The organism is Pseudomonas sp. NyZ480, assembly GCF_029537255.1.
In the GTDB taxonomy this organism is placed as follows: domain Bacteria; phylum Pseudomonadota; class Gammaproteobacteria; order Pseudomonadales; family Pseudomonadaceae; genus Aquipseudomonas; species Aquipseudomonas taiwanensis.
The window spans coordinates 264,939-288,162 of sequence record NZ_CP120626.1; the positions used below are offsets into that span (position 1 = coordinate 264,939).

A 23,224-nucleotide genomic window follows, 5' to 3' on the forward strand; every position below is an offset into this window, starting at 1 on the left:
TCAGCCTTCCCAGCCGGCCTGGTAGAGCTTGCCGTGCGCCTTGTTCAGCGCCGCGCGCACGGTCGGCGAGTGCTGGTAGATGTCGACGAACTTGGCCAGGCGTGGGTCGTTCTTGGTTTGCGGACGAATGACGAACTGGATGACGTATTCCTTGTTCTCCAGGCCATCGAACAGCAGTGCCGAAGTGGCGTCGAAACTGTTGGCCAGGCGGATGTAGGCAGGGTAGCCCTGGACCAGGTCGGCATCGTCATAGGCACGCACCAACTGGACGGCCTCGACCTGGAGGATTTTCAGCTTTTTCGGGTTGGCGACGATGTCGTCTTCGGTGGCCTTGTAGCCAACGCCCGGCTTGAGGGTGATCAAGCCAGCCTTGGCCAGCAGTTGCAACCCGCGTCCGCTGTTGATCGGGTCATTGGCAATGGCCACGCTGGCGCCTTCGGGCAGTTCGGCGAAGCTTTTGTATTTTTTCGAGTACAGCCCGACGTTGTTGATGATTCCCGGTGCGTACGGCACCAGGTCAAATCCAGCGGCGGCCTTGGCGTTCTCCAGGAAAGGGATGTGCTGGAAGTAATTGACGTCGATGTCGCCGCTGTTGAGGCTGACGTTGGGTGCGATCCAGTCGCTGAACTCGATCAGCTTCACTTCCAGGCCTTGCTTGTGCGCCTCTTCCACGGCGGCCTCCAACGGAATCGCGAAGGCTGCGGTGGTGCCGATCTTCAGAGGCTCGGCGGCGAGCAGCGAGCTGGACAGGCCAAGGGTCAGGGCGATGGCCGCGACGGGCCGGAACAGTTTCTCAAGCATGGTGCAGGACTCCAGTCGGGGCAGGGGCGGTTGAGCGGTAATTCGAGCCAGGGTGGCCGTCGGGCAAGTAGGGGTGAGCGCTGTCGAACAGCTTCTCGCGCAGGGTGCCCTCGGCGTAGGCAGTCTTGTAGCGGCCTCGTTGTTGCAGTTGCGGGACCACCAGGTCGATGAAGTCTTCGAAACTTTCCGGGGTGACGGTACGGGTCAGGTTGAAACCATCCAGACCGGTCTCGTCGATCCAGGCGATGAGCTGCTCTGCGACCTGTTCGGCAGTGCCGACCAGGGTCACGTAGCGTCCGCCCAGAGCGTGCTGCTGCAACAGGCGGCGGCGGGTCCAGGCGTTCTCCTGCAACTGGCGGGTGGCCGACTGGATGGCATTGCCTTTGCTGAAACCGATGGGCTGGTCCAGCGCATAGGCGGCGAAGTCGATCCCGGTGGAGGCCGCGAAGTGCGCTACACCCGCTTCGGGGCTGGCGTAGCGCAGGTATTCGGCATGCTTGGCCTGCGCCTGGTCTTCGGTGGGCGCGACGATCACGGTGATGCCCATGAACACCTTGATGGACTGGGGGGCGCGGCCGGCTACCTGGGCCGCTGCGCGCACCTTGTCGACCTGGGCGCGGGTGCCGGCCTTGTCCTGCCCGCTGATGAACACGCATTCGGCATGATTGCCGGCAAAGGCCAGGCCGCGAGGCGAGCTACCGGCCTGGAACAGCACCGGGGTGCGCTGCGGCGAAGGCTCGCACAGGTGATATCCTTCGACCTGGTAGAACTCGCCTTGGTGCCGAACTTCACGCACTTTGTCTGGCCGGGCGTAGATACGCTGTTCGCGGTCTTGCACCACGGCATCGTCGTCCCAACTGCCTTCCAGTAGCTTGTACAGCACCTGTAGGTATTCATCGGCCTGGTCGTACCGGCGGTCGTGCTCAGGCTGCTGCGCAAGGCCCATGGCGCGGGCGGCGCTGTCGAGGTAGCCAGTGACGATGTTCCAGCCGACCCGGCCATTGCTCAGGTGGTCGAGGGTCGAGAGGCGTCGTGCGAACAGGTACGGCGCCTCGTAGGTAAGGTTGGCGGTCAGGCCGAAGCCCAGGTGGCGGGTCACCGCGGCCATGGCCGAGACCAGCAGCAGTGGGTCGTTGACCGGTAGCTGGATGGACTCCTTGAGCGTCAGGTCCAGCGAACTGCCATAGATGTCGTAAGTGCCGACGATGTCGGCGATGAACAATCCGTCGAATAGCCCGCGTTCGAGCAGCTTCGCCAGGTCGGTCCAGTATTCCAGGGTCTTGTAGCGTGTCGAAGTATCCCGGGGGTGGGTCCACAGCCCGTGGTTGATATGCCCGACGCAGTTCATGTTGAAGGCATTGAGCAGAATCTGCTTGGCCATCAGATGGTCCCCCGGCGCGGCGGGTTCGTGTCGTTCAGGTAGTAGTTGCCGATGGCGTGGTACTTCCAGCGCACCGGGTCATGCAGGGTATGAACCCGGGCATTGCGCCAGTGGCGGTCGAGGTTATGTTCGGCGAGGGTGGCCTGGCTACCGGCCAATTCGAACAGCGTGGTGCCGGCGGCGAGGGAGATTTCGGTGCTGATCGCCCGTGCCTCGGCCACGGCGATCGACGCAGCGGCGACGGTGTCGGCGTTGCTGTCGTCGCGGGCGCGGTCGAGGTATTCCCCTGCGCGCTCCAGCAGGGCTTCGGTGGCGTGCAGGCGGATCGCCAGGTGACCGAAGCTTTTCAGGGTCAGCGGATCGTCGGTGGCTTTGTCGAGGCCGGAGTCGACCCAGGGCCGGCTGCGGGTGCGCACGAAGTGCAGGGCATCCTCATAAGCGGCGCGGGCGATACCGGTGTCGATGGCGGCATGAAGAATCTGGGCCAGCGGGCCGACGGGTGTCGGCCGCTCGAAGGCGCTGTCGAACGGCACCACGTCGTCGGCGCGCACGAACACGTTGTCGAACACCACCGAGCCGCTGCCGGTGGTGCGCTGGCCGAAGCCACTCCAGTCGTCGATCACCTGCAGCCCTCGGCTATTGGCAGGGACGAAGGCCAGGTGCTGAGTACCGTGCTCATCGACGACCGAGGTGGGGATGCGCTGGGCATAAAGCGCACCAGTGGCGTAGAACTTGCGGCCATCGATACGGAAACCTTCGGCATCGCGGGTGAGGCGAGTGGTGCGGTCGTGGGCGGTCTTGGTACCCAGTTCGGCCAAGGCATTGCCAAAGCGCTGACCTTTGAGAACTTCACCGTAAAGGCGTCTTTGCTGCTCAGTGCTGCCATTCACGCGCAGCACTTCCAGGGCGTAGAAGTGGTTTTGCGGGATCTGCCCAAGGGAGGCGTCGGCCTGGGCGATTCGGGCGATGACCTTGGCCAGCGTGACGTTGGATACGCCCGCGCCGCCGAAGGCTTTGGGCACGCTGATGGCCCACAGGCCAGAGCGGCTGAACAGATCGAGCTCGGCGTGGGGCAGGCGGCGTTCGCGGTCGCGCAGGGGGCTGTCCTGGCGCAGTTTCTGGGCAATTTCTTCAGCGACGGACAATGCCTGGGCATCGCTGGTGATGATCGATGTCGTCATTTTGTTCTCCGGGGTGGAGCCGCGTGCCACGCCATCGGCGACAAGCCAGCGCCTACAGGGCACCGGCGGTTCGGCGATGGGGGGCGAATCAGATCCAGGAATGCCGTGCAGGCAGGGTGCCGTTAAGGTGGTACGCGCCCACCGCGTGGTACTTCCAGCGCACCGGGTCATGCAGCGTGTGCACCCGGGCATTGCGCCAGTGGCGGTCGAGGTTGAACTCGGCGAGGGTGGCGCGGCTGCCGGCCAGCTCGAACAGTTTCTCGCTGGCCTGCAGCGAAATCTCGGTGGTCAGTACCTTGGCCTCGGCCACGGCGATAGAGGCACGGGCTGCCGCTTGGGCGTCGATCGGTCCGGCGTTGACCTCGTCAAGCACTCTGGCCGCCTTGCGTAGCAGGGCTTCGGCGGCGTGCAGCTCGAGTTTCAGGCGGCCGATGTCGGCGATCACATAAGGGTCGTCGCTGGCGCGCTCGACCTTGGCTTCGATCCATGGCCGGGATTTATCGCGCACGAAGGCGATTGCATCTTCGATCGCCGCTTCGGCGATGCCTGCGTCGATGGCGGCCTGGATCAGTTGCGACGCAGCCCCTTGAATGTTGGGGATGTCACGCTGGCGCCAGTTGTCGATGACCAGGTCGGCCTCCACCGGCACCTCGTCGAGCAGCACGGTGCCGCTGGCGGTGGTGCGCTGTCCGAAGCCCGACCAGTCGTCGACGATGCGCAGCCCAGGGCTGCCCCGGCGTACGAATGCCAGGCGCTGTCGGCCTTCGTCGTCCAGTGCCTTGACGGCAACCCAATGGGCGAACAGGGCTCCTGTGGAATAGAACTTCTCGCCGCTGACGCGGTAGCCGTCACCTGTGCGGGTGATCCTGGCCTTGAGGGTCAGGGTATCCTTGGTGCCGCGTTCAGGCCCGGCATTACCGATACGCCAACCGTCGAGCACGCTGCGGAAGATCACCGCCTGCTGGGCTTCGCTGGCGGTCAGACGCAGCAATTGCAGCATGCCGAACTGGTTCTGTGGGATCTGCCCCAGAGCCGGGTCGGCGGCGCTGATCAGGCGGAATACCTCGGCGATGGTTTCGAAGGAAACGTCCGGGCCGCCATAGGCCTTGGGCACACTGATGCTACCCAGGCCGCTGCGGGTGAACTGTTCGATCTCGGCCCACGGCAGCTTGCGTTGCTGATCCCGGCGCGAGGCCTGCTCGCGAGCGATCGCAGCCAGTTCACGGGCGGCTTGCAGAGCTTCGGCGTCGGTACGCAGCACCTTGGCCGGCAGCAGCAGTGGCGAGCTGTCGAGGTCGCTGTGAAATTGGGTATTTGGCTGGCTGGACATCATTGCCGCTCCTTGGCTGCACTCAATGCCCTGGCGTTGCGCACTGGGGTGATTGTGACCCTGACCATTCCTTACCTCACAAAATAGAAACGTCGCTTCAGCTGAACGCGACAAACATTTGGTGGTCCGGTGGTCCGGTTTATATACCCTAATGGCTTATAAGAAGTTTATGAACTAACTCTTTGGAATATGCATAGAAGGCGGGGTGAAGACGGCGCAGGCCCTGAACGTAGAGCCTGCGCCGCCCAGCTGTTACTCGGCTTTCAGGCTTTTCACGCCTTCTGCAGTGCCCAGCAGCAGCAAGTCGGCGGGACGGGCCGCGAACAGGCCGTTGGTGACGACGCCGACGATCGCGTTGATCTGGCGCTCCAGCTCTACCGGGTTGGTGATCTGCAGGTTGTGCACATCCAGGATCACGTTGCCATTGTCGGTCACCACGCCCTCGCGGTACACCGGGTCGCCGCCCAGCTTCACCAGCTGGCGCGCGACATGGCTGCGGGCCATTGGGATGACTTCGACTGGCAGCGGGAAGGCACCCAGCACCGGCACCAGCTTGCTGGCGTCGGCGATGCAGATGAAGGTCTTGGCCACGGCGGCGACGATCTTCTCGCGGGTCAGGGCCGCACCGCCGCCCTTGATCAGGTTCAGGTGCGCATCGCTTTCGTCGGCGCCGTCGACGTAGAACTCCAGTTCGCTGACGCTGTTGAGCTCGTACACCGGAATACCATGGCCCTTCAGACGCTGGGCGGTGGCCTCGGAGCTGGCGACCGCGCCATCGAAGGCGGTCTTGTGCTGGGCCAGGGCATCAATGAAGAAGTTGGCGGTCGAACCGGTTCCGACGCCGACGACGCTCTTTTCATCCAGCTTGGGCAGAATGAAGTCGACAGCGGCCTGGGCGACGGCCTGTTTGAGTTGGTCCTGGGTCATGCGGGCTCCGAAAGGGGCAGGGCGGTTTCAAAGTTGCCTAGTATAACGGCTCGGGCGGCTTTGCTGTGGTCGCCCGACGTAGCGCTGGGGTAGACTCCCAGCCCTTGTCCCGCGGCCAGTGATGCTTTCCCGATGCTCGAACAGTACGTCAAGAAGATCCTCACCTCGCGCGTCTACGACGTTGCGGTCGAAACCCCGCTGCAGAGCGCCGGGCAGCTGAGCAAGCGCCTGAACAACCAGGTGCTGCTCAAACGTGAAGACCTGCAGCCGGTGTTCTCCTTCAAGATCCGCGGGGCGTACAACAAGCTGGCGCAGTTGAGCGCAGAAGAACTGGCCCGTGGCGTGGTCACCGCCTCCGCCGGCAACCACGCGCAGGGTGTAGCCCTGGCGGCCCGCGAGCTGGGCATCAAGGCCACCATCGTGATGCCCAAGACCACCCCGGAGATCAAGGTCGAGGGCGTGCGTTCGCGGGGCGGCAAGGTGGTGCTTCACGGCGATTCGTTCCCCGAGGCGCTGGCTTATTCGCTCAAGCTCGTGGACGAGAAGGGCTTCGTCTACATCCACCCTTACGATGACCCGCACACCATCGCCGGCCAAGGCACCGTGGCCATGGAAATCCTGCGCCAGCACCCCGGCCAGCTGGACGCGATCTTCGTGCCTGTGGGCGGCGGCGGTCTGATCGCCGGTATCGCGGCCTACGTGAAGTACCTGCGCCCCGAGATCAAGGTGATCGGTGTCGAGCCGGACGACTCCAACTGCCTGCAGGCAGCGATGGCGGCAGGCGAGCGCGTGGTGCTGCCCCAGGTGGGGCTGTTCGCCGATGGCGTCGCGGTAGCCCAGATCGGTCAGCATACCTTCGACATCTGCCGTCACTACGTGGACGAGGTGGTGACCGTCAGTACGGATGAAATCTGTGCGGCAATCAAGGATATCTACGACGATACCCGCTCGATCACCGAACCTGCTGGCGCATTGGGCGTTGCGGGCATCAAGAAGTACGTCGAGCTCAAGGGCGTGAGCGGCCAGACCCTGGTGGCCATCGATTCGGGCGCTAACGTCAACTTCGATCGTCTGCGCCACGTGGCCGAGCGTGCCGAGTTGGGTGAAAAGCGCGAAGCGATCATCGCCGTGACCATTCCCGAGCGGCCAGGCAGCTTCAAGGCCTTCTGCGAGGCCATTGGCAAACGCCAGATCACCGAATTCAACTACCGTCGCCACACTTCCGACGAGGCGCACATCTTCGTGGGCGTACAAACCCATCCGGAGAACGACCCTCGGGCGGCCTTGGTGCAGCATTTGAGCGATCAAGGTTTCCCGGTAACCGACCTGACCGACAACGAACTGGCCAAGCTGCACATTCGCCATATGGTCGGCGGCCATTCGGCAGGCGCCAGCGATGAGATCGTGCTGCGTTTCGAGTTCCCTGAGCGGCCCGGTGCGCTGTTCAACTTCCTCAACAAGCTGGGCGGGCGCTGGAACATTTCGATGTTCCATTACCGTAACCATGGCGCTGCCGATGGACGCGTGGTGTCCGGTTTGCAGGTACCGGAAGATGAGCGCCATTTGGTGCCGGCGGCCTTGGCCAAGATCGGTTATCCGTACTGGGACGAGACCGACAACCCAGCATACCGGCTGTTCCTGGGTTGAGCGGCTAAGCTAGACCTATCGCTCAAGGACGTGAAGACATGGAACACCTGACAACGCTCAAGACCCTGCACATCGTCGCCACCGCCCTGTTGTTGCTGGGTGCGCTGGGGCTGGCGGTCTGGACCATTGTGGCGCGCCGGCGGGGCGATACCCAGGCGTATGGCAAGCTGTTGCGCCGGCCGTTGGTGTTCGTCTGGCTGCTGATGGGGGTGTGCTTGGTGAGCATGCCGTTCACCGGGTGGTGGCTGGTACACCTGGTCGGCTGGCCGCTGGGGCAGACCTGGCTGCTGGCGTCCAGCGTCATCTACACCTTCGGCGCGTTTGCCGTGTGGTGGTTGCTGGTGCGTCTGAATCGCCTGCGCAAGGCCGAGGTGGTGGGTTTGAAGTTCACCTTGGCGCTGGCGGTATTCAGTGGGGTGTGCTTGCTGTCCATCGCCGGGCTGATGGGGGCCAAGCCGATATAAGGCAGCTTCGCTGCGCTGGGGGAGCGGCTTTGTGTCGCGAAGGGGCCGCATAGCGGCCCTGTCGGTCTCAATCCCTGAGCGACAACACCTGCCACCCACGCCGCTCCGCCTCCGCCCGCAGTTTCGGATCCGGGTCCACGGCCACCGGCCGCTCAACCTGCTCCAGCAAGGGCAGGTCGTTCATCGAGTCGCTGTAGAAGCTGCTGCCCTGCAGGTCATAGCCGTTCTCCAGCATCCAGCGCTTCAGACGCGTCACCTTCCCTTCACGGAAACACGGTATATCGGTACTGCGCCCGGTGTACCGGCCGTCGATGATCTCGCATTCGGTAGCCAGCAGGGTGCGTACACCCAGGCGGCGGGCGATGGGTGCGGTGACGAACCGGTTGGTGGCGGTGATGATCAGCAGGTGGTCGCCGGCCTCGCGGTGCTGGCGCAGCAGAGCCTCGGCCTTGGGCAGGATGATCGGCTCGATGCAGTCGTGCATGAAGTCGCGGTGCCATTCGTCGAGCTGGGCAGGCGCCGTGGCAGCGAGGATTTCCATGGAAAAGGCCAGGTACGCCTGCAGGTCCAGGGTGCCGGCCAGGTAGTCCTGGTAGAAACCGTCATTGCGTTGTTTGTAGGCGACCGGGTCAAGGATGCGCCGTTCGCACAGGTAGTCGCCCCATGCATGGTCGCTGTCGCCACCGAGGAGGGTATTGTCCAGGTCGAATAAAGCCAGGCGCATCGCGGTCACTCAGGTCTGCCACAAGGAAGCCCGCAGAATACGGAGTTTTCACCTCGCTGCACATAAGCTTGGTGGGCGCGTTGCTGCGCTCGTGAGCTTTGTGGAACAATGCGGTGACATGCGTTTGCGAGGTTGCTGCCGTGATCGACCCGGATGGTTTTCGCCCTAACGTCGGGATCATTCTCACGAATGATGCCGGGCAGGTGCTATGGGCTCGGCGGATCAACCAGGATGCCTGGCAATTTCCCCAGGGCGGTATCAACCCTGATGAAACGCCGGAAGATGCCCTGTACCGCGAGCTGAACGAAGAAGTTGGCCTTGAACGCGACGATGTGGAAATTCTTGCCTGCACCCGTGGCTGGTTGCGTTATCGTTTACCCCAACGCCTGGTACGTACCCACAGCCAGCCGTTGTGTATCGGCCAGAAGCAGAAGTGGTTCCTGCTGCGCCTGGTGAGTAACGAACAGCGGGTGCGGATGGACCTGACCGGCAAGCCAGAGTTCGACGGCTGGCGCTGGGTCAGTTATTGGTACCCGCTGGGCCAGGTGGTGACATTCAAGCGCGAGGTCTACCGACGCGCCCTGAAAGAGCTAGCACCGCGTCTGCTGACGCGCGACTGACGACGGAGTTCGACCCCGAGCCATGCTCAATACGCTGCGCAAGATCGTCCAGGAAGTGAACTCCGCCAAAGATCTCAAGACGGCGTTGGGTATCATTGTCTTGCGCGTCAAGGAGGCCATGGGCAGCCAGGTCTGCTCGGTCTACCTGCTTGACCCGGAAACCAACCGTTTCGTGCTGATGGCCACCGAGGGCTTGAACAAGCGCTCCATCGGCAAAGTCAGCATGGCCCCCAACGAAGGTCTGGTCGGCCTGGTCGGCACCCGCGAAGAGCCGCTGAACCTGGAAAACGCCGCCGACCACCCCCGTTACCGCTACTTCGCCGAAACCGGCGAGGAAAAATTCGCCTCCTTCCTTGGCGCGCCAATCATTCACCACCGCCGCGTGGTGGGGGTGCTGGTGATCCAGCAAAAGGAGCGCCGCCAGTTCGACGAGGGCGAAGAAGCCTTCCTGGTCACCATGAGCGCGCAACTGGCCGGGGTAATTGCCCATGCCGAGGCCACAGGCTCTATCAGGGGGCTGGGGCGCCAGGGCAAGGGTATCCAGGAAGCGCGTTTCGTCGGCGTGCCGGGCTCGCCAGGCGCTGCAGTCGGGCGTGCCGTGGTCATGCTGCCGCCCGCTGACCTCGAAGTGGTTCCCGACAAGGCGGTCGACGATATCGACGCCGAGCTCATTCTGTTCCAGAACGCGCTCGAAGGCGTGCGCGAAGACATGCGCAAGCTGTCCGCCAAGCTGGCCACGCAGCTGCGCCCGGAAGAACGCGCGTTGTTCGACGTCTACCTGATGATGCTCGAAGACGCCGCCCTTGGCGGTGAGGTAACCGAAGTCATCAAGACTGGCCAATGGGCTCAGGGCGCGCTGCGCCAGGTGGTCGGCGAGCACGTCAGCCGCTTCGAGCTGATGGACGATGATTACCTGCGCGAGCGCGCATCCGACGTCAAAGACCTCGGTCGACGCCTGCTGGCTTACCTGCAAGAGGCCCGCTCGCAATCGCTGGTCTATGCCGACAATACCATCCTGGTCAGTGAAGAGCTGACCCCGGCCATGCTCGGCGAGGTGCCGGAGGGCAAGCTGGTAGGGTTGGTGTCGGTACTGGGCTCGGGCAACTCCCACGTCGCGATCCTGGCTCGGGCCATGGGGATCCCGACGGTGATGGGTCTGGTCGACCTGCCGTATTCCAAGGTCGACGGCATCGAAATGATCGTCGACGGCTACAAAGGCGAGGTGTTCACCAACCCCAGCGACGTGCTGCGCAAGCAGTACAGCGATGTGGTGGAGGAAGAGCGCCAGCTCGCCCAGGGCCTTGACGCTTTGCGCGAACTGCCCTGCGTGACCCCCGATGGCCACCGCATGCCGTTGTGGGTCAACACTGGTCTGCTCGCCGATGTTGCCCGTGCCCAGCAGCGCGGCGCCGAAGGTGTAGGGCTGTACCGTACCGAAGTACCGTTCATGATCAACCAGCGCTTCCCCAGCGAGAAAGAGCAGCTGGCGATCTACCGCGAACAGTTGGCGGCGTTCCATCCGCTGCCGGTGACCATGCGGACCCTCGACATCGGCGGTGACAAGGCCCTTTCATATTTTCCGATCAAGGAAGAGAACCCGTTCCTGGGCTGGCGCGGCATTCGCGTCACGCTCGACCACCCGGAGATCTTCCTGGTTCAGACCCGCGCCATGCTCAAGGCCAGCGAGGGCCTGAACAACCTGCGCATCCTGCTGCCGATGATCTCGGGCATTCATGAGCTCGAAGAAGCCCTGCACCTGATCCACCGGGCCTGGGGCGAGGTCCGCGACGAGGGCACCGATGTACCGATGCCACCGGTCGGCGTGATGGTCGAGATCCCTGCTGCGGTGTACCAGACCAAGGAGCTGGCGCGGCAGGTGGACTTCCTGTCGGTGGGCTCCAACGACCTGACCCAGTACCTGCTGGCGGTCGATCGCAACAACCCGCGTGTCGCCGACCTTTACGACTACCTGCACCCAGCGGTGTTGCAGGCGTTGAACACCGTGGTGCGCGACGCCCATGGCGAAGGCAAGCCAGTGAGTATCTGTGGCGAGATGGCCGGTGATCCGGCGGCGGCGATCCTGTTGATGGCCATGGGCTTCGACAGCCTGTCGATGAACGCTACCAACCTGCCGAAGGTGAAGTGGATGCTGCGCCAGATCAACATGAGCAAGGCCAAGGAGCTGCTGACCGAGGCCATGGGTCATGACAACCCGCAGGTTATCCACAGCTCGTTGCAGCTGGCGCTGAAGAACCTTGGGTTGGCGCGGATGATCGGCCCGAACAAGGCGCTCTGATTGATGTGTCCCTATCGCCGGCTAGCCGGTTCCAACGGCCTTCGGGGCCTGGCTTGCTGGCGATAGGCATCAGACTTCGAGGGTAACTTCCCCCAAATGCCCACCAAACGGGCCGAAACTGCGCTCGAACAGCCGTCTTCTGCCATGATCGTCCACGATCAGTACCGTACTGGCGCGTGTTCCGTAGCTCTGGCTGGCGATGAACACACTCGACAGCAACTTCTCGGTCGCCAGTCCCACACCCGTCTCAGGCAGTTCGCCATCCGCCGCGGGTTCGGCATCGGCCAGCAACGCCAGCATGCGTTGTGGGTCCGCTGATTCCAGTAACGCCTCCAGGCCGTTTCGCGCCTTCACCAGCTTCGGCCATGGCGTATCCAGCCCGGCATTGGACAGCCCATACACACCGGGGGCCAGCAGTCGGGGCTCTGCTTCGCGGGCATGCAGGTAACCCAGTCGCTGACCGTCACCGACCAGTAAGTTGAACCCCGAATACTGCCCGCTGCGGCTGGCGACTTGGTCGAGATACCCTTCGAGCCCCTGATCACCCTGCAGAAACGCCGCCACCAGTTCACCCCGGCTGCGCGCCCCCAGCGGCTGGCTAGGGTCGCGGATGTTGGTCAGCGCGGCGAAGCGCCCCTGGGGTCCCACGCCCAGCCAAGTGCCCCCGGCCTCCAGGTCGCGACCGGCATACACGCCGGGCGCATCATCCCAGCCCGCCAGGGCCAGTGCGGGACGGGCATAGAATTCGTCACGGTTGGCCGCGACGATCAGCGGCAGGGGGTGTCCGGGCCGCCAGGCGAATACGATCAGGCACATCGGTTGGGCCTCTGTGTTTTTAGCCACTCTACCCATTGCGGCCGTGTCGATCCATCCTGTCACAGACTTCACTAGAGCCCCGAGCCCGGCTTCCGTTACCATGCCGGATTGTTTTTCTTGGGGGCGACGAATGGAGTTCGTACTCTATCTGCTGTTGGGCGCGTGCGCCGGCGTGCTGGCCGGGCTGTTCGGCGTGGGCGGCGGCATCATCATCGTGCCGGTGCTGGTGTTCAGCTTCACCCTGCAGGGCTTCGACCCCTCGGTGCTGACCCACCTGGCGGTCGGCACTTCACTGGCGACCATCGTATTCACATCGATCAACGCCGTGCTCGAGCACCAGCGTAAAGGCGCGGTGCAATGGCCGATTTTTGCCTGGATGACCCTCGGCATCCTCATCGGGGCCGGTATCGGTGCCAAGACGGCTTCGCTCATTCAAGGTCCGCAGTTGCAGAAGATCATCGGTGTGTTCGCCCTGATCGTCGCCGTACAGATGGCCCTGGACCTGAAACCCAAGGCCAGCCGTGGCATCCCCGGCAAGCCCGCATTGGTCGGTGCTGGCGGTGTGATCGGCTGGGCCTCGGCCATTTTCGGCATCGGTGGCGGTTCGCTGACCGTGCCGTTCCTGACCTGGCGCAGCCTGCCCATGCAACAGGCAGTGGCGACCTCCTCGGCGTGTGGTCTGCCGATTGCGGTGGCCAGCGCCCTGAGCTTCATGTGGCTGGGCTGGCGCGAGGAACATTTGCCGGCCCATAGCCTGGGCTACGTGTACCTGCCGGCACTGGTCGGCATTGCCGTCACCAGCATGTTTTTCGCCCGCTACGGCGCGCGTCTGGCGCACAAGCTTTCGCCACGTTTGTTGAAACGCCTGTTCGCAGCACTGCTGTTCTGCGTCGGCCTCAGCTTTTTGATTTGAATCGAGAGGAAGTTCCATGCTGCCTTACCCGCAGATAGACCCCGTGGCCGTGGCCATCGGGCCGCTGAAAATCCACTGGTACGGCCTGATGTACCTGATCGGCATCGGCGGCGCCTGGCTGCTGGCTTCGCGCCGTCTGAACCGCTTCGACCCCACCTGGAGCCGTGAAAAGCTCTCGGACCTGGTGTTCTGGTTGTCGATGGGGGTGATCGTTGGCGGGCGCCTGGGCTACGTGTTGTTCTATGACCTGCACCAGTACCTGGCCAATCCGACGTTGATCTTCGAGGTGTGGAAGGGCGGCATGTCGTTCCATGGTGGCTTCATTGGCGTGATGTTGGCGGCGCTGTGGTTCGGCAAGCGCAATAACAAGTCGTTCTTCGAACTGATGGACTTCGTCGCCCCGCTGGTACCGATTGGCTTGGGCGCCGGGCGTATCGGCAACTTCATCAACGCCGAACTGTGGGGCAAGGCCACCGATCTGCCTTGGGCGATGGTGTTCCCACCGTTCAGCGACCCGGCCCAGTTGCCGCGTCACCCGTCGCAGCTTTACCAGTTCGCCCTCGAAGGTGTGGCACTATTCGTCATCCTCTGGCTGTACTCGCGCAAGCCGCGCCCGACCATGGCCGTTTCCGGCATGTTCGCGCTGTTCTACGGTATCTTCCGTTTCATCGTGGAGTTCGTGCGGGTACCCGACGCCCAGCTTGGCTACATCGCCTTCGGCTGGTTGACCATGGGCCAGTTGCTTTGCGTGCCGATGATCGCCGGCGGCATCTTCCTGATCTGGTGGGCCTACAACCGTAAACCGACGGCCAAGGCCACCGTTTGATTTTCACGGCAGGGGCGATCCCCCTGCCGTTCTTGTTACAGGTAAGCCATGAAACAGTATCTAGATCTGGTCCGTGACGTCATCGAGAACGGCACCTTGCAAGGCAACCGCACCGGTATTCGCACCATCAGCCTGCCGGGCGCCATGCTCAAGTTCGACCTGCAGAAAGGCTTCCCGGCCATCACCACACGCAAGCTGGCGTTCAAGTCGGCCATCGGCGAGATGGTGGGTTTCCTGCGTGGCGTGAAGAGCGCCGGTGAGTTCCGCGAGCTGGGCTGCAAGGTCTGGGACCAGAACGCCAACGAAAACGCCCAGTGGCTGGCCAACCCATTCCGCCAGGGGCATGACGACCTCGGCGAGATCTACGGCGTGCAATGGCGCAAGTGGCCGGGCTACAAGCGCGTTCCGCTGAGCAACCCGGCAGCGATCGAGATGGCTGAAAAGCAGGGCTTTCGCAGGATCGCCCAGGACGAGGAAGAGGGCCAGGCGTTCGTCATCCTGTACAAGGCCATCGACCAGGTGCGTCAGTGCCTGGACACCATCGCCAACGACCCGGGCAGCCGTCGCATCTTGTTCCATGGCTGGAACTGCGCCCAGCTGGATGAAATGGCCCTGCCGCCGTGCCATCTGCTGTATCAGTTCCACCCCAATGTCGAGACCAAGGAAATTTCCCTGACGCTCTACATTCGTTCCAATGACCTGGGCCTGGGAACGCCGTTCAACCTCACCGAGGGCGCGGCCCTGCTGTCGTTGTTCGGCCGCCTGACCGGTTATACCCCGCGCTGGTTCACCTATTTCATTGGTGATGCCCATGTGTACGAGAACCACTTGGACATGCTCAACGAGCAGCTCAAGCGCGAGCCGCTGGAAGCACCCAGACTGGTCATCAGCGACCGCGTGCCGGCGTTCGCCGAGACCGGCAAGTACGAGCCGGAGTGGTTGGAGAAGATCGAGCCGAGTGATTTCTGGCTGGAAGGGTATGAACATCATGCGCCGATGACGGCGCCGATGGCAGTCTGACGGCCCCATCGTCTGCACCGGCCTCTTCGCGGGCACTTCTAGTGCCCGTGACTGCGCCCCACGTGCGAATGCTCGGTTTCTGGCACCGACACCGCCCCGTTCACTTCCAGTTGCTGCAAGATCGCGCATTCGTTTCCCTGTGCGTTGCAGCGCTGTCGCAGTTCCACCAACTGTTCTTGCAACGCCACCAGGCCATCGATTCGCGCCTGCACATGCGCGATATGCTCATCGATCAGCGCATTGACGCTGCCGCAAGAACCTTCCGGGCTGTCGCGAAGGCTTAGCAGGCTGCGGATCTCGTCCAGGGTCATGTCCAAGGTACGGCAGTTGCGGATGAACGTCAGTCGCTCGACATGCGCCTGGGTGTACAGCCGGTAGTTGCCGTCCGTACGAGCGGGCTCTGGCAGCAAGTGCTCTCGTTCGTAATAGCGGATGGTCTCCACGGCGCAGTCGGTGGCTTTGGCCAGTTCTCCGATCTTCATCACGAAATCTCCAGCGTGTGGCTTGACCCTATAGTGGCTACAGGGTGTTCACTTGGCAACAGGCGCATTTTAAGGACGACCTCATGAACCAGCCTGTCAGCCACGAACACACGCACGACCATGCCCACGGCCAGGGTGGCGATAGCCACTGCCACGATTCCCATGCTCACAGCTGCTGCGGCGCCAGTGCTGCGCCCGCGTTCGTGCAATTGACCGAAAAGGCCAGTGATGATGCGCAGTTCAGCCGCTTTCGCATCGAGGCCATGGACTGCCCGACCGAGCAGACGCTGATCCAGGACAAACTGGGCAAGCTGGCCGGTATCGAGCAGTTGGAATTCAACCTGATCAACCGCGTGTTGGGTGTGCGCCACACGTTGGGTGCAACAGCCGACATCGAACGGGCCATCGACAGCCTGGGCATGAAGGCCGAGCCGATTGCTGCCCAGGACGATGCCACGCCAGCCACGCCACAACCGGCCAAGATCCGCTGGTGGCCTCTGGCATTGTCAGGTATTGCCGCGATCGCCGCCGAAATCGTGCACTTTGGCACACTGGCCCCGGAGTGGGCAGTAGCCGCATTGGCGCTGGCAGCCATTCTTGGCTGCGGTCTGGGCACTTACAAGAAGGGCTGGATCGCCCTGAAAAACCGTAACTTGAACATCAACGCGTTGATGAGCATTGCGGTGACGGGCGCCGTACTGATCGGGCAGTGGCCCGAAGCTGCCATGGTGATGGTGCTGTTTACCATCGCCGAGCTGATCGAAGCGCGTTCGCTGGACCGCGCGCGCAATGCCATTGGCGGGTTGATGCAACTGACTCCGGACATGGCAACAGTGCAGCAGGCGGATGGCCAGTGGCGCGAGGTGGCGGTGCGTGAGGTGGCTCTTGGCGCGCGGGTTCGGGTACGCCCCGGTGAACGCATCAGCCTGGACGGTGAAGTGACCAGCGGCCGATCCAGTGTCGATCAAGCACCGATCACCGGCGAAAGCCTGCCTGTGGAAAAGACCGTGGGCGACAAGCTGTTCGCCGGCACCATCAACCAGGCGGGGGCGCTGGAGTTCCGGGTAACTGCTGCTGCCGGGCAGTCGACCCTGGCGCGGATCATCAAGGCCGTCGAGCAAGCGCAGGGCGCGCGCGCCCCTACCCAGCGTTTTGTCGACCGTTTTTCGCGTATCTACACGCCGGCAGTGTTTGCCATCGCCTTGGCTGTGGCACTCATCCCTCCGCTGCTCATGGCTGGTGCCTGGTTCGACTGGGTTTACCGCGCCCTGGTGCTGCTGGTGGTGGCCTGCCCGTGCGCCCTGATCATCTCGACCCCGGTGACCATCGTCAGCGGCCTGGCGGCAGCCGCGCGCAAAGGCATCCTGATCAAGGGCGGCGTTTACCTGGAGGGTGGACGCCATCTGGACTTCCTGGCCCTGGACAAGACCGGCACCATCACCCACGGCAAACCGGTGCAGACCGACGTCAAGGTGCTGGAACCGACGTTCGAAGACCGCGCACAAGCCCTGGCCGCCAGCCTGGGCGAGCGCTCTGACCACCCGGTTTCCCGCGCTATCGCCCAATACGGCAAGGAGCAAGGCCTGGCCATGAGCGAGGTGGATGATTTTGCCGCGCTGGCCGGGCGTGGCGTGCGAGGCACCATTGCCGGTGAGGTCTACCACTTGGGCAACCACCGCCTGGTAGAGGAGCTGGGGCTGTGTTCGCCCGAGTTGGAATCCCAGCTGGATGCGCTGGAACGCCAGGGCAAGACCGTGGTCCTGCTACTCGACCGCTCTGGCCCGCTGGCGCTGTTCGCCGTGGCGGACACCGTCAAGGACAGCAGCCGCCAGGCCATCGAAGAGCTGCATGGGTTGGGCATCAAGACTGTCATGCTCACGGGTGACAATCCGCATACCGCGCAAGCCATCGCCGCCGTGGTAGGGATAGACCGTGCCGAAGGTAACCTGCTGCCCGCCGACAAGCTGAAAACCATCGAAGCGCTGTACGCCCAGGGTCATCGGGTGGGTATGGTCGGTGACGGCATCAACGACGCCCCGGCCCTGGCCCGCGCCGAGATCGGTTTTGCCATGGCGGCAGCCGGTACCGACACTGCCATCGAGACTGCCGATGTGGCACTGATGGACGATGACTTGCGGAAAATCCCGGCCTTCGTCAGGCTGTCGCGCCACAGTGCGGCGATCCTCATGCAGAACATCGTTCTGGCATTAGGCATCAAGGCGATATTCCTGGCGATCACCTTCGCCGGCATGGCCACCCTGTGGATGGCGGTATTCGCCGACATGGGCGTGAGCCTGCTGGTGGTGTTCAACGGCTTGCGCCTGTTGCGCAAATAGAGGACATGCATGCTGAGTTCGGAGCTGAAAGCCTTCTACATGGTGGCCCGTCTGGGCAGTATCACCTTGGCGGCGAAGAAGCTTGGGCTCAGCCAGCCCACGGTCACCACGCAAATCCGTAACCTGGAAGGCCAGTACGCCGTGGAGTTGTTCTACCGTGGCGGGCGGCGCCTGGTTTTGAGCGAGGAGGGCGTGCGCCTGCTGCCGATGGTCAAGGCATTGCTGCAGCAGGAGGCCGACATCGAGTTCGAGCTGCGCAACAGCGGCCAAGCCCAAGGCAGCTTGCGCCTCGCGGCGACCGCGCCGTTCTACATTCTTGACCTGGTAAAGATCTACCGCGAACGCTTGCCGCAGGTGGAAGTCGCGGTGGAGATCGGTAACTCGCAGCAGGTACTGGAAATGCTTGAGGACTACCGGGTGGACATCGCCGCATCGTCGCAACTGGTAGAAGATCCGCGACTGGTTCGGCGGGTCCTGGGGAGCGATCCGCTGGTGGTGGCGGTGCACCGTAGCCACCCGTTGGCCCATCGCCAGACGGTATCGATCGAGGCGGTGGCCGGGCATTGCCTGCTGGTACGCGAGAAAGGCTCGACCACCCGCAAACTGACCGAGCAGATGATGCAGGAGGCGGGGGTGAAGGCCGGGGCACTGTTGGAAATCGGCAGCCGCGAGTCGATACGCGAGGCGGTGCTGCGCAATATCGGCATCAGTGTGATTGCCCGCCACGAGGTGCCGCACAACCCGGAACTGCGGGTGCTGGCGCTGGAGGATGCGCCAGTCATGCACGAGTACCTGTACTGCCTCAAGGAGCGGCGCCAGGCCAGGTTGCCAGCGGCCTTCCTTGGTGTAGCCCAGGAAGTGGCCGGTTCACGCTTCTGAGGATCTTGCAGGAGCGGTCGATACAAAATCTGCCTATGCCACTATCACCGGCTTTTGCCTGAAAGCCACAGAACCTTCGCACAGCATTCCTAGCATGGCCCCATCTCTTCGATGAGGCCCTGCCATGACCCCCACCAACTCCGGCGCACCACTGAAAGTGCGCAACATCCACAAGCGCTTCGGTGCCTTCACGGCGCTCAACGATGTTTCGCTGGACATCACCGCCGGCGAACTGGTGTGCCTGCTTGGCCCATCCGGCTGTGGCAAGACGACGCTGCTGCGTTGCATCGCCGGGCTGGAGCGTCAGGACCGTGGTGCGCTTTACGTCGGCGAGCGCGATATCTCCGAGCTGCCACCCCAGGCCCGAGACTACGGCATTCTGTTCCAGTCCTACGCGCTGTTCCCCAACCTTACCGTCGAAGCCAACATCGCTTACGGCCTTGCTGGCAGTGGTCGCGAGCAGGTCCGCCAGCGGGTGGCCGAGATGCTCGATCTGGTAGGCCTTTCTGGCAGTGAGAAGAAGTATCCCGGGCAGCTCTCCGGTGGCCAGCAGCAACGGGTGGCCCTGGCCCGCGCACTGGCGCCGTCGCCATCGCTGTTACTGCTGGACGAGCCGATGTCGGCACTGGACGCCCGGGTGCGTGAGCACCTGTGCACCGAACTGCGCGAACTGCAACGCCAGTTGGGTATCACCACGTTGATGGTTACCCACAACCAGGATGAAGCCATGCTGATGGCCGACCGCATTGCGGTGATGAACAACGGCCAGGTCGAGCAGTACGCCACCCCGCAGGAAATCTACGACCAGCCGGCCACGCCGTTCGTCGCCGAGTTCGTCGGCCAGGGCAACTGGCTGCCATTCCAACGCCGCGACGACAGCCATGCCCTGGTCGGCGGCCTGGACATGCGTCTGGCGCCAGGTTCGGCCCAGGCCAGCAGTGGCCGGCTGTTCTGCCGCCCGGAGGCCATCACGGTGAACCCAGTGGTACACGAAGACAACGTGTTCCCCGCCAGGGTCCGCGAGATCACCTTCCTCGGTAACCGCTGCCGCATGAGCTTCGAACTCAAGGCACTGCCAGGCCATGCCCTGCTGGCCGAACTGACGCCCGAGGTGATGCCACGCCTGGGTTCGCAGGATATCTGGGTGGCGTTGCCACCGCAGAGCCTGCAGGTGTTTGCCTGAGATGGCCGTGCCAATGTCCCTGCCGCTCAACCAGGGCAAGGCCGCGCCGCGTGCTGGCGTCGCCCTGAGCGACCGGTTGTTCGTCGTCGGCGGCAAGAGCCTGCTGCTGATCCTTCTGGTGCTGGCCGTGCTGATGCCGCTGCTGGCGATCTTCTGGCGTGGTTTCAGTGGTGAAGCGGGTCAGGGCGGTGGCTTGCTGGCGGCCCGTGAACTGTTCGCCAGCGACAACTTCCACTGGTTGCTGGGCAACAGCCTGTCGGTGGCCTTCACCGTCGCGGTCATCGTCGTGCCGCTGGCCTACCTGTTTGCCTTCGCCTTGCAACGCACGTTGATCCCGGGCAAAGGCCTGTGGCGAGGGATTTCGCTCTTGCCGCTGCTGGCCCCGTCGATGCTGCCAGCCATCGCATTGGTCTACCTGTTTGGCAATCAGGGCCTGCTGCGCGGGTTGTTCGACGACAACATCTATGGTTTCTGGGGCATCGTGCTGGGCGAGGCGATCTACACCTTCCCGCATGCGCTGATGATCCTGCTGTCGGCATTGTCGCTGGCCGATGCTCGCCTGTTCGATGCCGCCTCGAGCATGGGCGCCGGTCCGTGCCGGGCATTTACCAGCATCACCTGGCCGGCCACGCGCCACGCTGTGTTCGCTGCGTTCTGCCTGGTCTTTACCCTGACCATCACCGACTTCGGCGTACCGGTCGTGGTCGGTGGCGACTATCAGGTGCTGGCGCTGGAGGCTTACAAGGCCGTGGTCGGCCAGCAACAGTTTGGCCGTGGCGCGCTGATCGGCATGGTGCTGCTGCTACCAGCCCTGTTCAGCTTCAGCGTCGATGCCTGGCTGCGCCGGCGTCAGGGCCAGGCCATGAGTGGCCGTGCCCAGGTATTCGAACCCAAGCCGTCGCGTGGCCGCGATGCCTGCTGCCTGGCCATCGTGCTGCTGGTGTGTGCGGCATTGCTGCTGGTGATCGGCATGGCGGTGTACTCATCGCTGGTCACCTTCTGGCCCTACAACCTGTCGCTGTCGCTGCGTCACTACAGGTTCGAAGACACCGCCGGTGGCGGCTGGCTGGCCTATCGCAATAGCGTGACCATGGCTATTTGCACCGCGCTGATTGGCAGCGTCGTGATCTTCACCGGTGCCTACCTGATGGAGAAGACCCAAGGCCAACGCCTGCTCAACCAAGCGCTGCGCCTGCTCAGCTTCATTCCCATGGCCGTGCCGGGACTGGTGCTGGGGCTGGGCTACGTATTCTTCTTCAACCTCAATGGCAACCCGCTGCATGTGTTTTACGGCGGCATGGGGTTACTGGTGGTGTGCACCATTGCCCATTACCTCACCACCGCGCAGATGACCGCGACCACTGCCCTGCGTCAGCTCGACGGTGAGTTCGAGGCGGCTGCGCTGTCGTTGAAGGCGCCGCTGTGCAAGCACTTCCTGCGGGTGACCGTGCCAATCTGCCTGCCGGCGCTGCTGGACATCATCCGCTACCTGTTCGTCTCGGCGATGACTACCGTGTCGGCCGCGATCTTCCTGTATAGCCCCGATACCCTCCTGGCCGCGGTTGCCGTGCTGAACATGGACGACGCCGGCAACGTGGGGGGTGCCGCCGCCATGTCCACCTTGATTCTGCTGACCAGTGCCAGCGCTTCACTGTTGCTGGCCACAGCCTCACGCGGCCTGCTGCGCCGCTCCCAAGCCTGGCGCCAACGCGCCGCGACCGCCTGACCTGTAAGGACCCAACCCATGTACAAGCACCTTGCACTTGCCGCAGCCGTTTCCGCCATGTTCAGCCTGCAGGCCTCGGCCGCGGGTACCCAGCTGATGGTTTACACCGCCTTGGAGGCGGAACAGCTCAAAAGCTACAAGCAGGCCTTCGAACGGGCCAACCCGGACATCGAGATCAAGTGGGTTCGGGACTCCACTGGCATCATTACCGCCAAGCTGCTGGCCGAGAAAGACCGTCCGCAAGCCGACGCGGTATGGGGCCTGGCGGCGTCCAGCCTGGCCATCCTCGACCAGAACGGCATGCTCGAAGCCTACGCCCCGAAAGACCTGGGCAAAATCGCCGCCAATTACCGCGATGCCGCCAACCCCCCTGCCTGGGTGGGCATGGACGTGTGGGCCGCGACCATCTGCTTCAATACCATCGAGGCCCAGAAGCAGGGCCTGAGCAAGCCGGTGAGCTGGCAGGACCTGACCAAGCCGGAGTACAAGGGCAAGATCGTCATGCCCAACCCCGCTTCGTCGGGTACCGGCTTCCTCGACGTGAGTGCCTGGTTGCAGACCTTTGGCGAGCCGCAAGGCTGGGCCTACATGGATGCGCTGCACCAGAACATCGGCCAGTACGTCCACTCCGGTTCCAAGCCGTGCAAGCTGGCGGCGGCAGGCGAGTTCCCGATCGGTATCTCGTTCGAGTACCCGGCCGTGCAGCTCAAGCGCCAGGGTGCGCCGCTGGACATCGTGTTGCCGAAGGAAGGCCTGGGTTGGGAAATCGAGGCGACGGCGGTGATCAAGGGAACGCCCAAGGCAGATGCGGCCAAGCGTCTGGCTGACTTCTCGGCAAGCCCAGCGGCCATGGAGCTGTACAAGGAAAACTTCGCCGTACTGGCTGCGCCGGGCATCGCCAAGCCGCAGACCGAGTTGCCGGCGGACTATGAACAACGCCTGATCAAGAACGACTTTGCCTGGGCTTCGAAGAACCGTGATCAGATTCTGGCCGAGTGGCGCAAACGCTATGACGGCAAGTCGGAAAAGGTGGCCCAGCAGTAACCACCTGCCCTTTCTCGGGCGCAGCGGTTTTGTCCGGGAAATGGCCAGCAACCCATCAAGCCAGGAGAAAACAGTCATGCCCACCCCAGCGCAGATCGTGGACAGCACCTTCGCCCTTTATGAGCGGCACGGCAGCGACGACTACATCGGCGAAGCCATCACCCAGCTCGAACACATGTCCCAGGCTGCGCAACTGGCCATGGCCGAAGGTTTCGACGATGAAGTCGTGCTGGCGGCGTTCTTCCATGACATCGGCCATCTGTGTGGCGGTGACGCCAGCATGGGCGGCTATGGGGTGGTTAGCCACGAACGTATCGGTGCCGAGTATTTGCGCCGCTGTGGCTTTAGCGAGCGCATGGCGCGGCTAGTTCAGTTTCACGTGGAGGCCAAGCGCTACCTGACCTTGCGGCAACCGGGGTATTACCAGCGGTTGAGTGAGGCGAGCCGGCGGACCTTGGAATATCAGGGAGGCGTGATGAGCGACTCGCAAGCCGATGCGTTCGAACGGGACCCGCTGTTCGACGTGAGCCTACGGATGCGGGAGTGGGACGAAAAGGCCAAGGAGGTCGGAGTGCCGGTGATCGACCTCCATGTGTTGAGGCAGAAGGCGCTGGCGCTGCTTTAAGGA

The 23,224-nt window shown here is 63.3% G+C and carries 21 protein-coding genes; 13 read left to right on the top strand and 8 right to left on the bottom strand.

Features of this window, described 5'->3' with window-relative positions:
* The 5 genes from P3R38_RS01190 to rpiA form a co-directional block, all read right to left on the bottom strand.
* Positions 1 to 801: a MetQ/NlpA family ABC transporter substrate-binding protein gene (locus tag P3R38_RS01190; protein ID WP_023378151.1), complete on the bottom strand. Its 801-nt coding sequence runs from the start codon at positions 799 to 801 to the stop codon at positions 1 to 3.
* Entirely contained in the window at positions 794 to 2,182 is a 1,389-nt protein-coding gene (locus tag P3R38_RS01195; protein ID WP_277686755.1) for an LLM class flavin-dependent oxidoreductase, read from the bottom strand. The genes P3R38_RS01190 and P3R38_RS01195 overlap by 8 nt, the downstream gene beginning before the upstream one ends.
* Positions 2,182 to 3,363, bottom strand: coding sequence for an SfnB family sulfur acquisition oxidoreductase (locus P3R38_RS01200; RefSeq protein WP_277686756.1), 1,182 nt, complete (start codon positions 3,361 to 3,363; stop codon positions 2,182 to 2,184). Before P3R38_RS01200 ends, P3R38_RS01195 begins: the two co-directional genes overlap by 1 nt.
* 88 nt (positions 3,364 to 3,451) lie before the next feature.
* Positions 3,452 to 4,693, bottom strand: a complete 1,242-nt coding sequence (locus tag P3R38_RS01205) for an SfnB family sulfur acquisition oxidoreductase (RefSeq protein ID WP_023378154.1) — start codon at positions 4,691 to 4,693, stop codon at positions 3,452 to 3,454.
* A 252-nt stretch (positions 4,694 to 4,945) separates the two neighbouring features.
* Positions 4,946 to 5,620 carry a ribose-5-phosphate isomerase RpiA gene (gene rpiA / locus P3R38_RS01210; RefSeq protein ID WP_023378155.1) on the bottom strand — a complete coding sequence of 225 codons (675 nt, stop codon included), beginning with the start codon at positions 5,618 to 5,620 and terminating at the stop codon, positions 4,946 to 4,948.
* Between the two features lie 132 nt (positions 5,621 to 5,752).
* Here rpiA and ilvA point away from each other — a divergent pair, with 132 nt between their 5' ends.
* Both ilvA and P3R38_RS01220 read left to right on the top strand, forming a co-directional pair.
* On the top strand, positions 5,753 to 7,267 hold the full coding sequence (gene ilvA / locus P3R38_RS01215) for a threonine ammonia-lyase, biosynthetic (RefSeq protein ID WP_277686757.1): 1,515 nt from the start codon (positions 5,753 to 5,755) through the stop codon (positions 7,265 to 7,267).
* A gap of 38 nt (positions 7,268 to 7,305) precedes the next feature.
* Complete coding sequence (locus tag P3R38_RS01220; RefSeq protein WP_023378157.1) at positions 7,306 to 7,731, top strand: DUF2269 domain-containing protein; 426 nt, start codon at positions 7,306 to 7,308, stop codon at positions 7,729 to 7,731.
* Positions 7,732 to 7,798: 67 nt separating this feature from the next.
* On the opposite strand, the gene P3R38_RS01225 is transcribed toward P3R38_RS01220, so the two are convergent.
* Complete coding sequence (locus P3R38_RS01225) at positions 7,799 to 8,455, bottom strand: HAD family hydrolase (RefSeq protein ID WP_277686758.1); 657 nt, start codon at positions 8,453 to 8,455, stop codon at positions 7,799 to 7,801.
* Positions 8,456 to 8,595: 140 nt separating this feature from the next.
* Here P3R38_RS01225 and P3R38_RS01230 point away from each other — a divergent pair, with 140 nt between their 5' ends.
* A complete protein-coding gene (locus P3R38_RS01230; protein ID WP_003249017.1) occupies positions 8,596 to 9,075 on the top strand; it encodes an RNA pyrophosphohydrolase in 480 nt (159 codons plus the stop codon).
* Positions 9,076 to 9,097: 22 nt separating this feature from the next.
* Positions 9,098 to 11,371, top strand: a complete 2,274-nt coding sequence (gene ptsP, locus P3R38_RS01235) for a phosphoenolpyruvate--protein phosphotransferase (protein WP_277686759.1) — start codon at positions 9,098 to 9,100, stop codon at positions 11,369 to 11,371.
* Positions 11,372 to 11,440: 69 nt separating this feature from the next.
* Here ptsP and P3R38_RS01240 read toward each other — a convergent pair whose 3' ends face one another.
* Positions 11,441 to 12,187: an NRDE family protein gene (locus tag P3R38_RS01240; protein ID WP_023378160.1), complete on the bottom strand. Its 747-nt coding sequence runs from the start codon at positions 12,185 to 12,187 to the stop codon at positions 11,441 to 11,443.
* A 130-nt stretch (positions 12,188 to 12,317) separates the two neighbouring features.
* Here P3R38_RS01240 and P3R38_RS01245 point away from each other — a divergent pair, with 130 nt between their 5' ends.
* Genes P3R38_RS01245 through P3R38_RS01255 form a run of 3 tightly spaced genes read left to right on the top strand, consistent with a single transcriptional unit; the run spans position 12,318 to position 14,946 of the window.
* Positions 12,318 to 13,100, top strand: a complete 783-nt coding sequence (locus P3R38_RS01245; protein ID WP_023378161.1) for a sulfite exporter TauE/SafE family protein — start codon at positions 12,318 to 12,320, stop codon at positions 13,098 to 13,100.
* 16 nt (positions 13,101 to 13,116) lie between these two features.
* Positions 13,117 to 13,926: a prolipoprotein diacylglyceryl transferase gene (lgt, locus tag P3R38_RS01250; protein WP_023378162.1), complete on the top strand. Its 810-nt coding sequence runs from the start codon at positions 13,117 to 13,119 to the stop codon at positions 13,924 to 13,926.
* Positions 13,927 to 13,974: 48 nt separating this feature from the next.
* On the top strand, positions 13,975 to 14,946 hold the full coding sequence (locus P3R38_RS01255; protein WP_023378163.1) for a thymidylate synthase: 972 nt from the start codon (positions 13,975 to 13,977) through the stop codon (positions 14,944 to 14,946).
* A 38-nt stretch (positions 14,947 to 14,984) separates the two neighbouring features.
* Here the strand turns inward: P3R38_RS01255 and cadR are convergent, their stop codons facing one another.
* Positions 14,985 to 15,428, bottom strand: coding sequence for a cadmium resistance transcriptional regulator CadR (gene cadR / locus P3R38_RS01260; RefSeq protein ID WP_023378164.1), 444 nt, complete (start codon positions 15,426 to 15,428; stop codon positions 14,985 to 14,987).
* An 83-nt stretch (positions 15,429 to 15,511) separates the two neighbouring features.
* On the opposite strand from cadR, the gene P3R38_RS01265 reads away from it, so the two are divergent.
* The 6 genes from P3R38_RS01265 (at position 15,512) to P3R38_RS01290 (ending at position 23,221) form a co-directional block, all read left to right on the top strand.
* The gene (locus P3R38_RS01265) at positions 15,512 to 17,764 is read left to right on the top strand and encodes a heavy metal translocating P-type ATPase (protein ID WP_277686760.1); all 2,253 of its coding nucleotides are present in this window, start codon (positions 15,512 to 15,514) and stop codon (positions 17,762 to 17,764) included.
* A gap of 9 nt (positions 17,765 to 17,773) precedes the next feature.
* Complete coding sequence (locus P3R38_RS01270) at positions 17,774 to 18,643, top strand: LysR family transcriptional regulator (protein ID WP_023378166.1); 870 nt, start codon at positions 17,774 to 17,776, stop codon at positions 18,641 to 18,643.
* A 124-nt stretch (positions 18,644 to 18,767) separates the two neighbouring features.
* A complete protein-coding gene (locus P3R38_RS01275; RefSeq protein ID WP_023378167.1) occupies positions 18,768 to 19,826 on the top strand; it encodes a putative 2-aminoethylphosphonate ABC transporter ATP-binding protein in 1,059 nt (352 codons plus the stop codon).
* A gap of 1 nt (position 19,827) precedes the next feature.
* On the top strand, positions 19,828 to 21,552 hold the full coding sequence (locus P3R38_RS01280; protein ID WP_023378168.1) for a putative 2-aminoethylphosphonate ABC transporter permease subunit: 1,725 nt from the start codon (positions 19,828 to 19,830) through the stop codon (positions 21,550 to 21,552).
* Between the two features lie 18 nt (positions 21,553 to 21,570).
* Positions 21,571 to 22,596 (top strand): putative 2-aminoethylphosphonate ABC transporter substrate-binding protein, encoded by a 1,026-nt coding sequence (locus P3R38_RS01285; RefSeq protein WP_023378169.1) that lies wholly within the window; start codon positions 21,571 to 21,573, stop codon positions 22,594 to 22,596.
* 76 nt (positions 22,597 to 22,672) lie between these two features.
* Positions 22,673 to 23,221, top strand: a complete 549-nt coding sequence (locus tag P3R38_RS01290; RefSeq protein ID WP_023378170.1) for a phosphonate degradation HD-domain oxygenase — start codon at positions 22,673 to 22,675, stop codon at positions 23,219 to 23,221.
* Positions 23,222 to 23,224 lie beyond the last annotated feature (3 nt).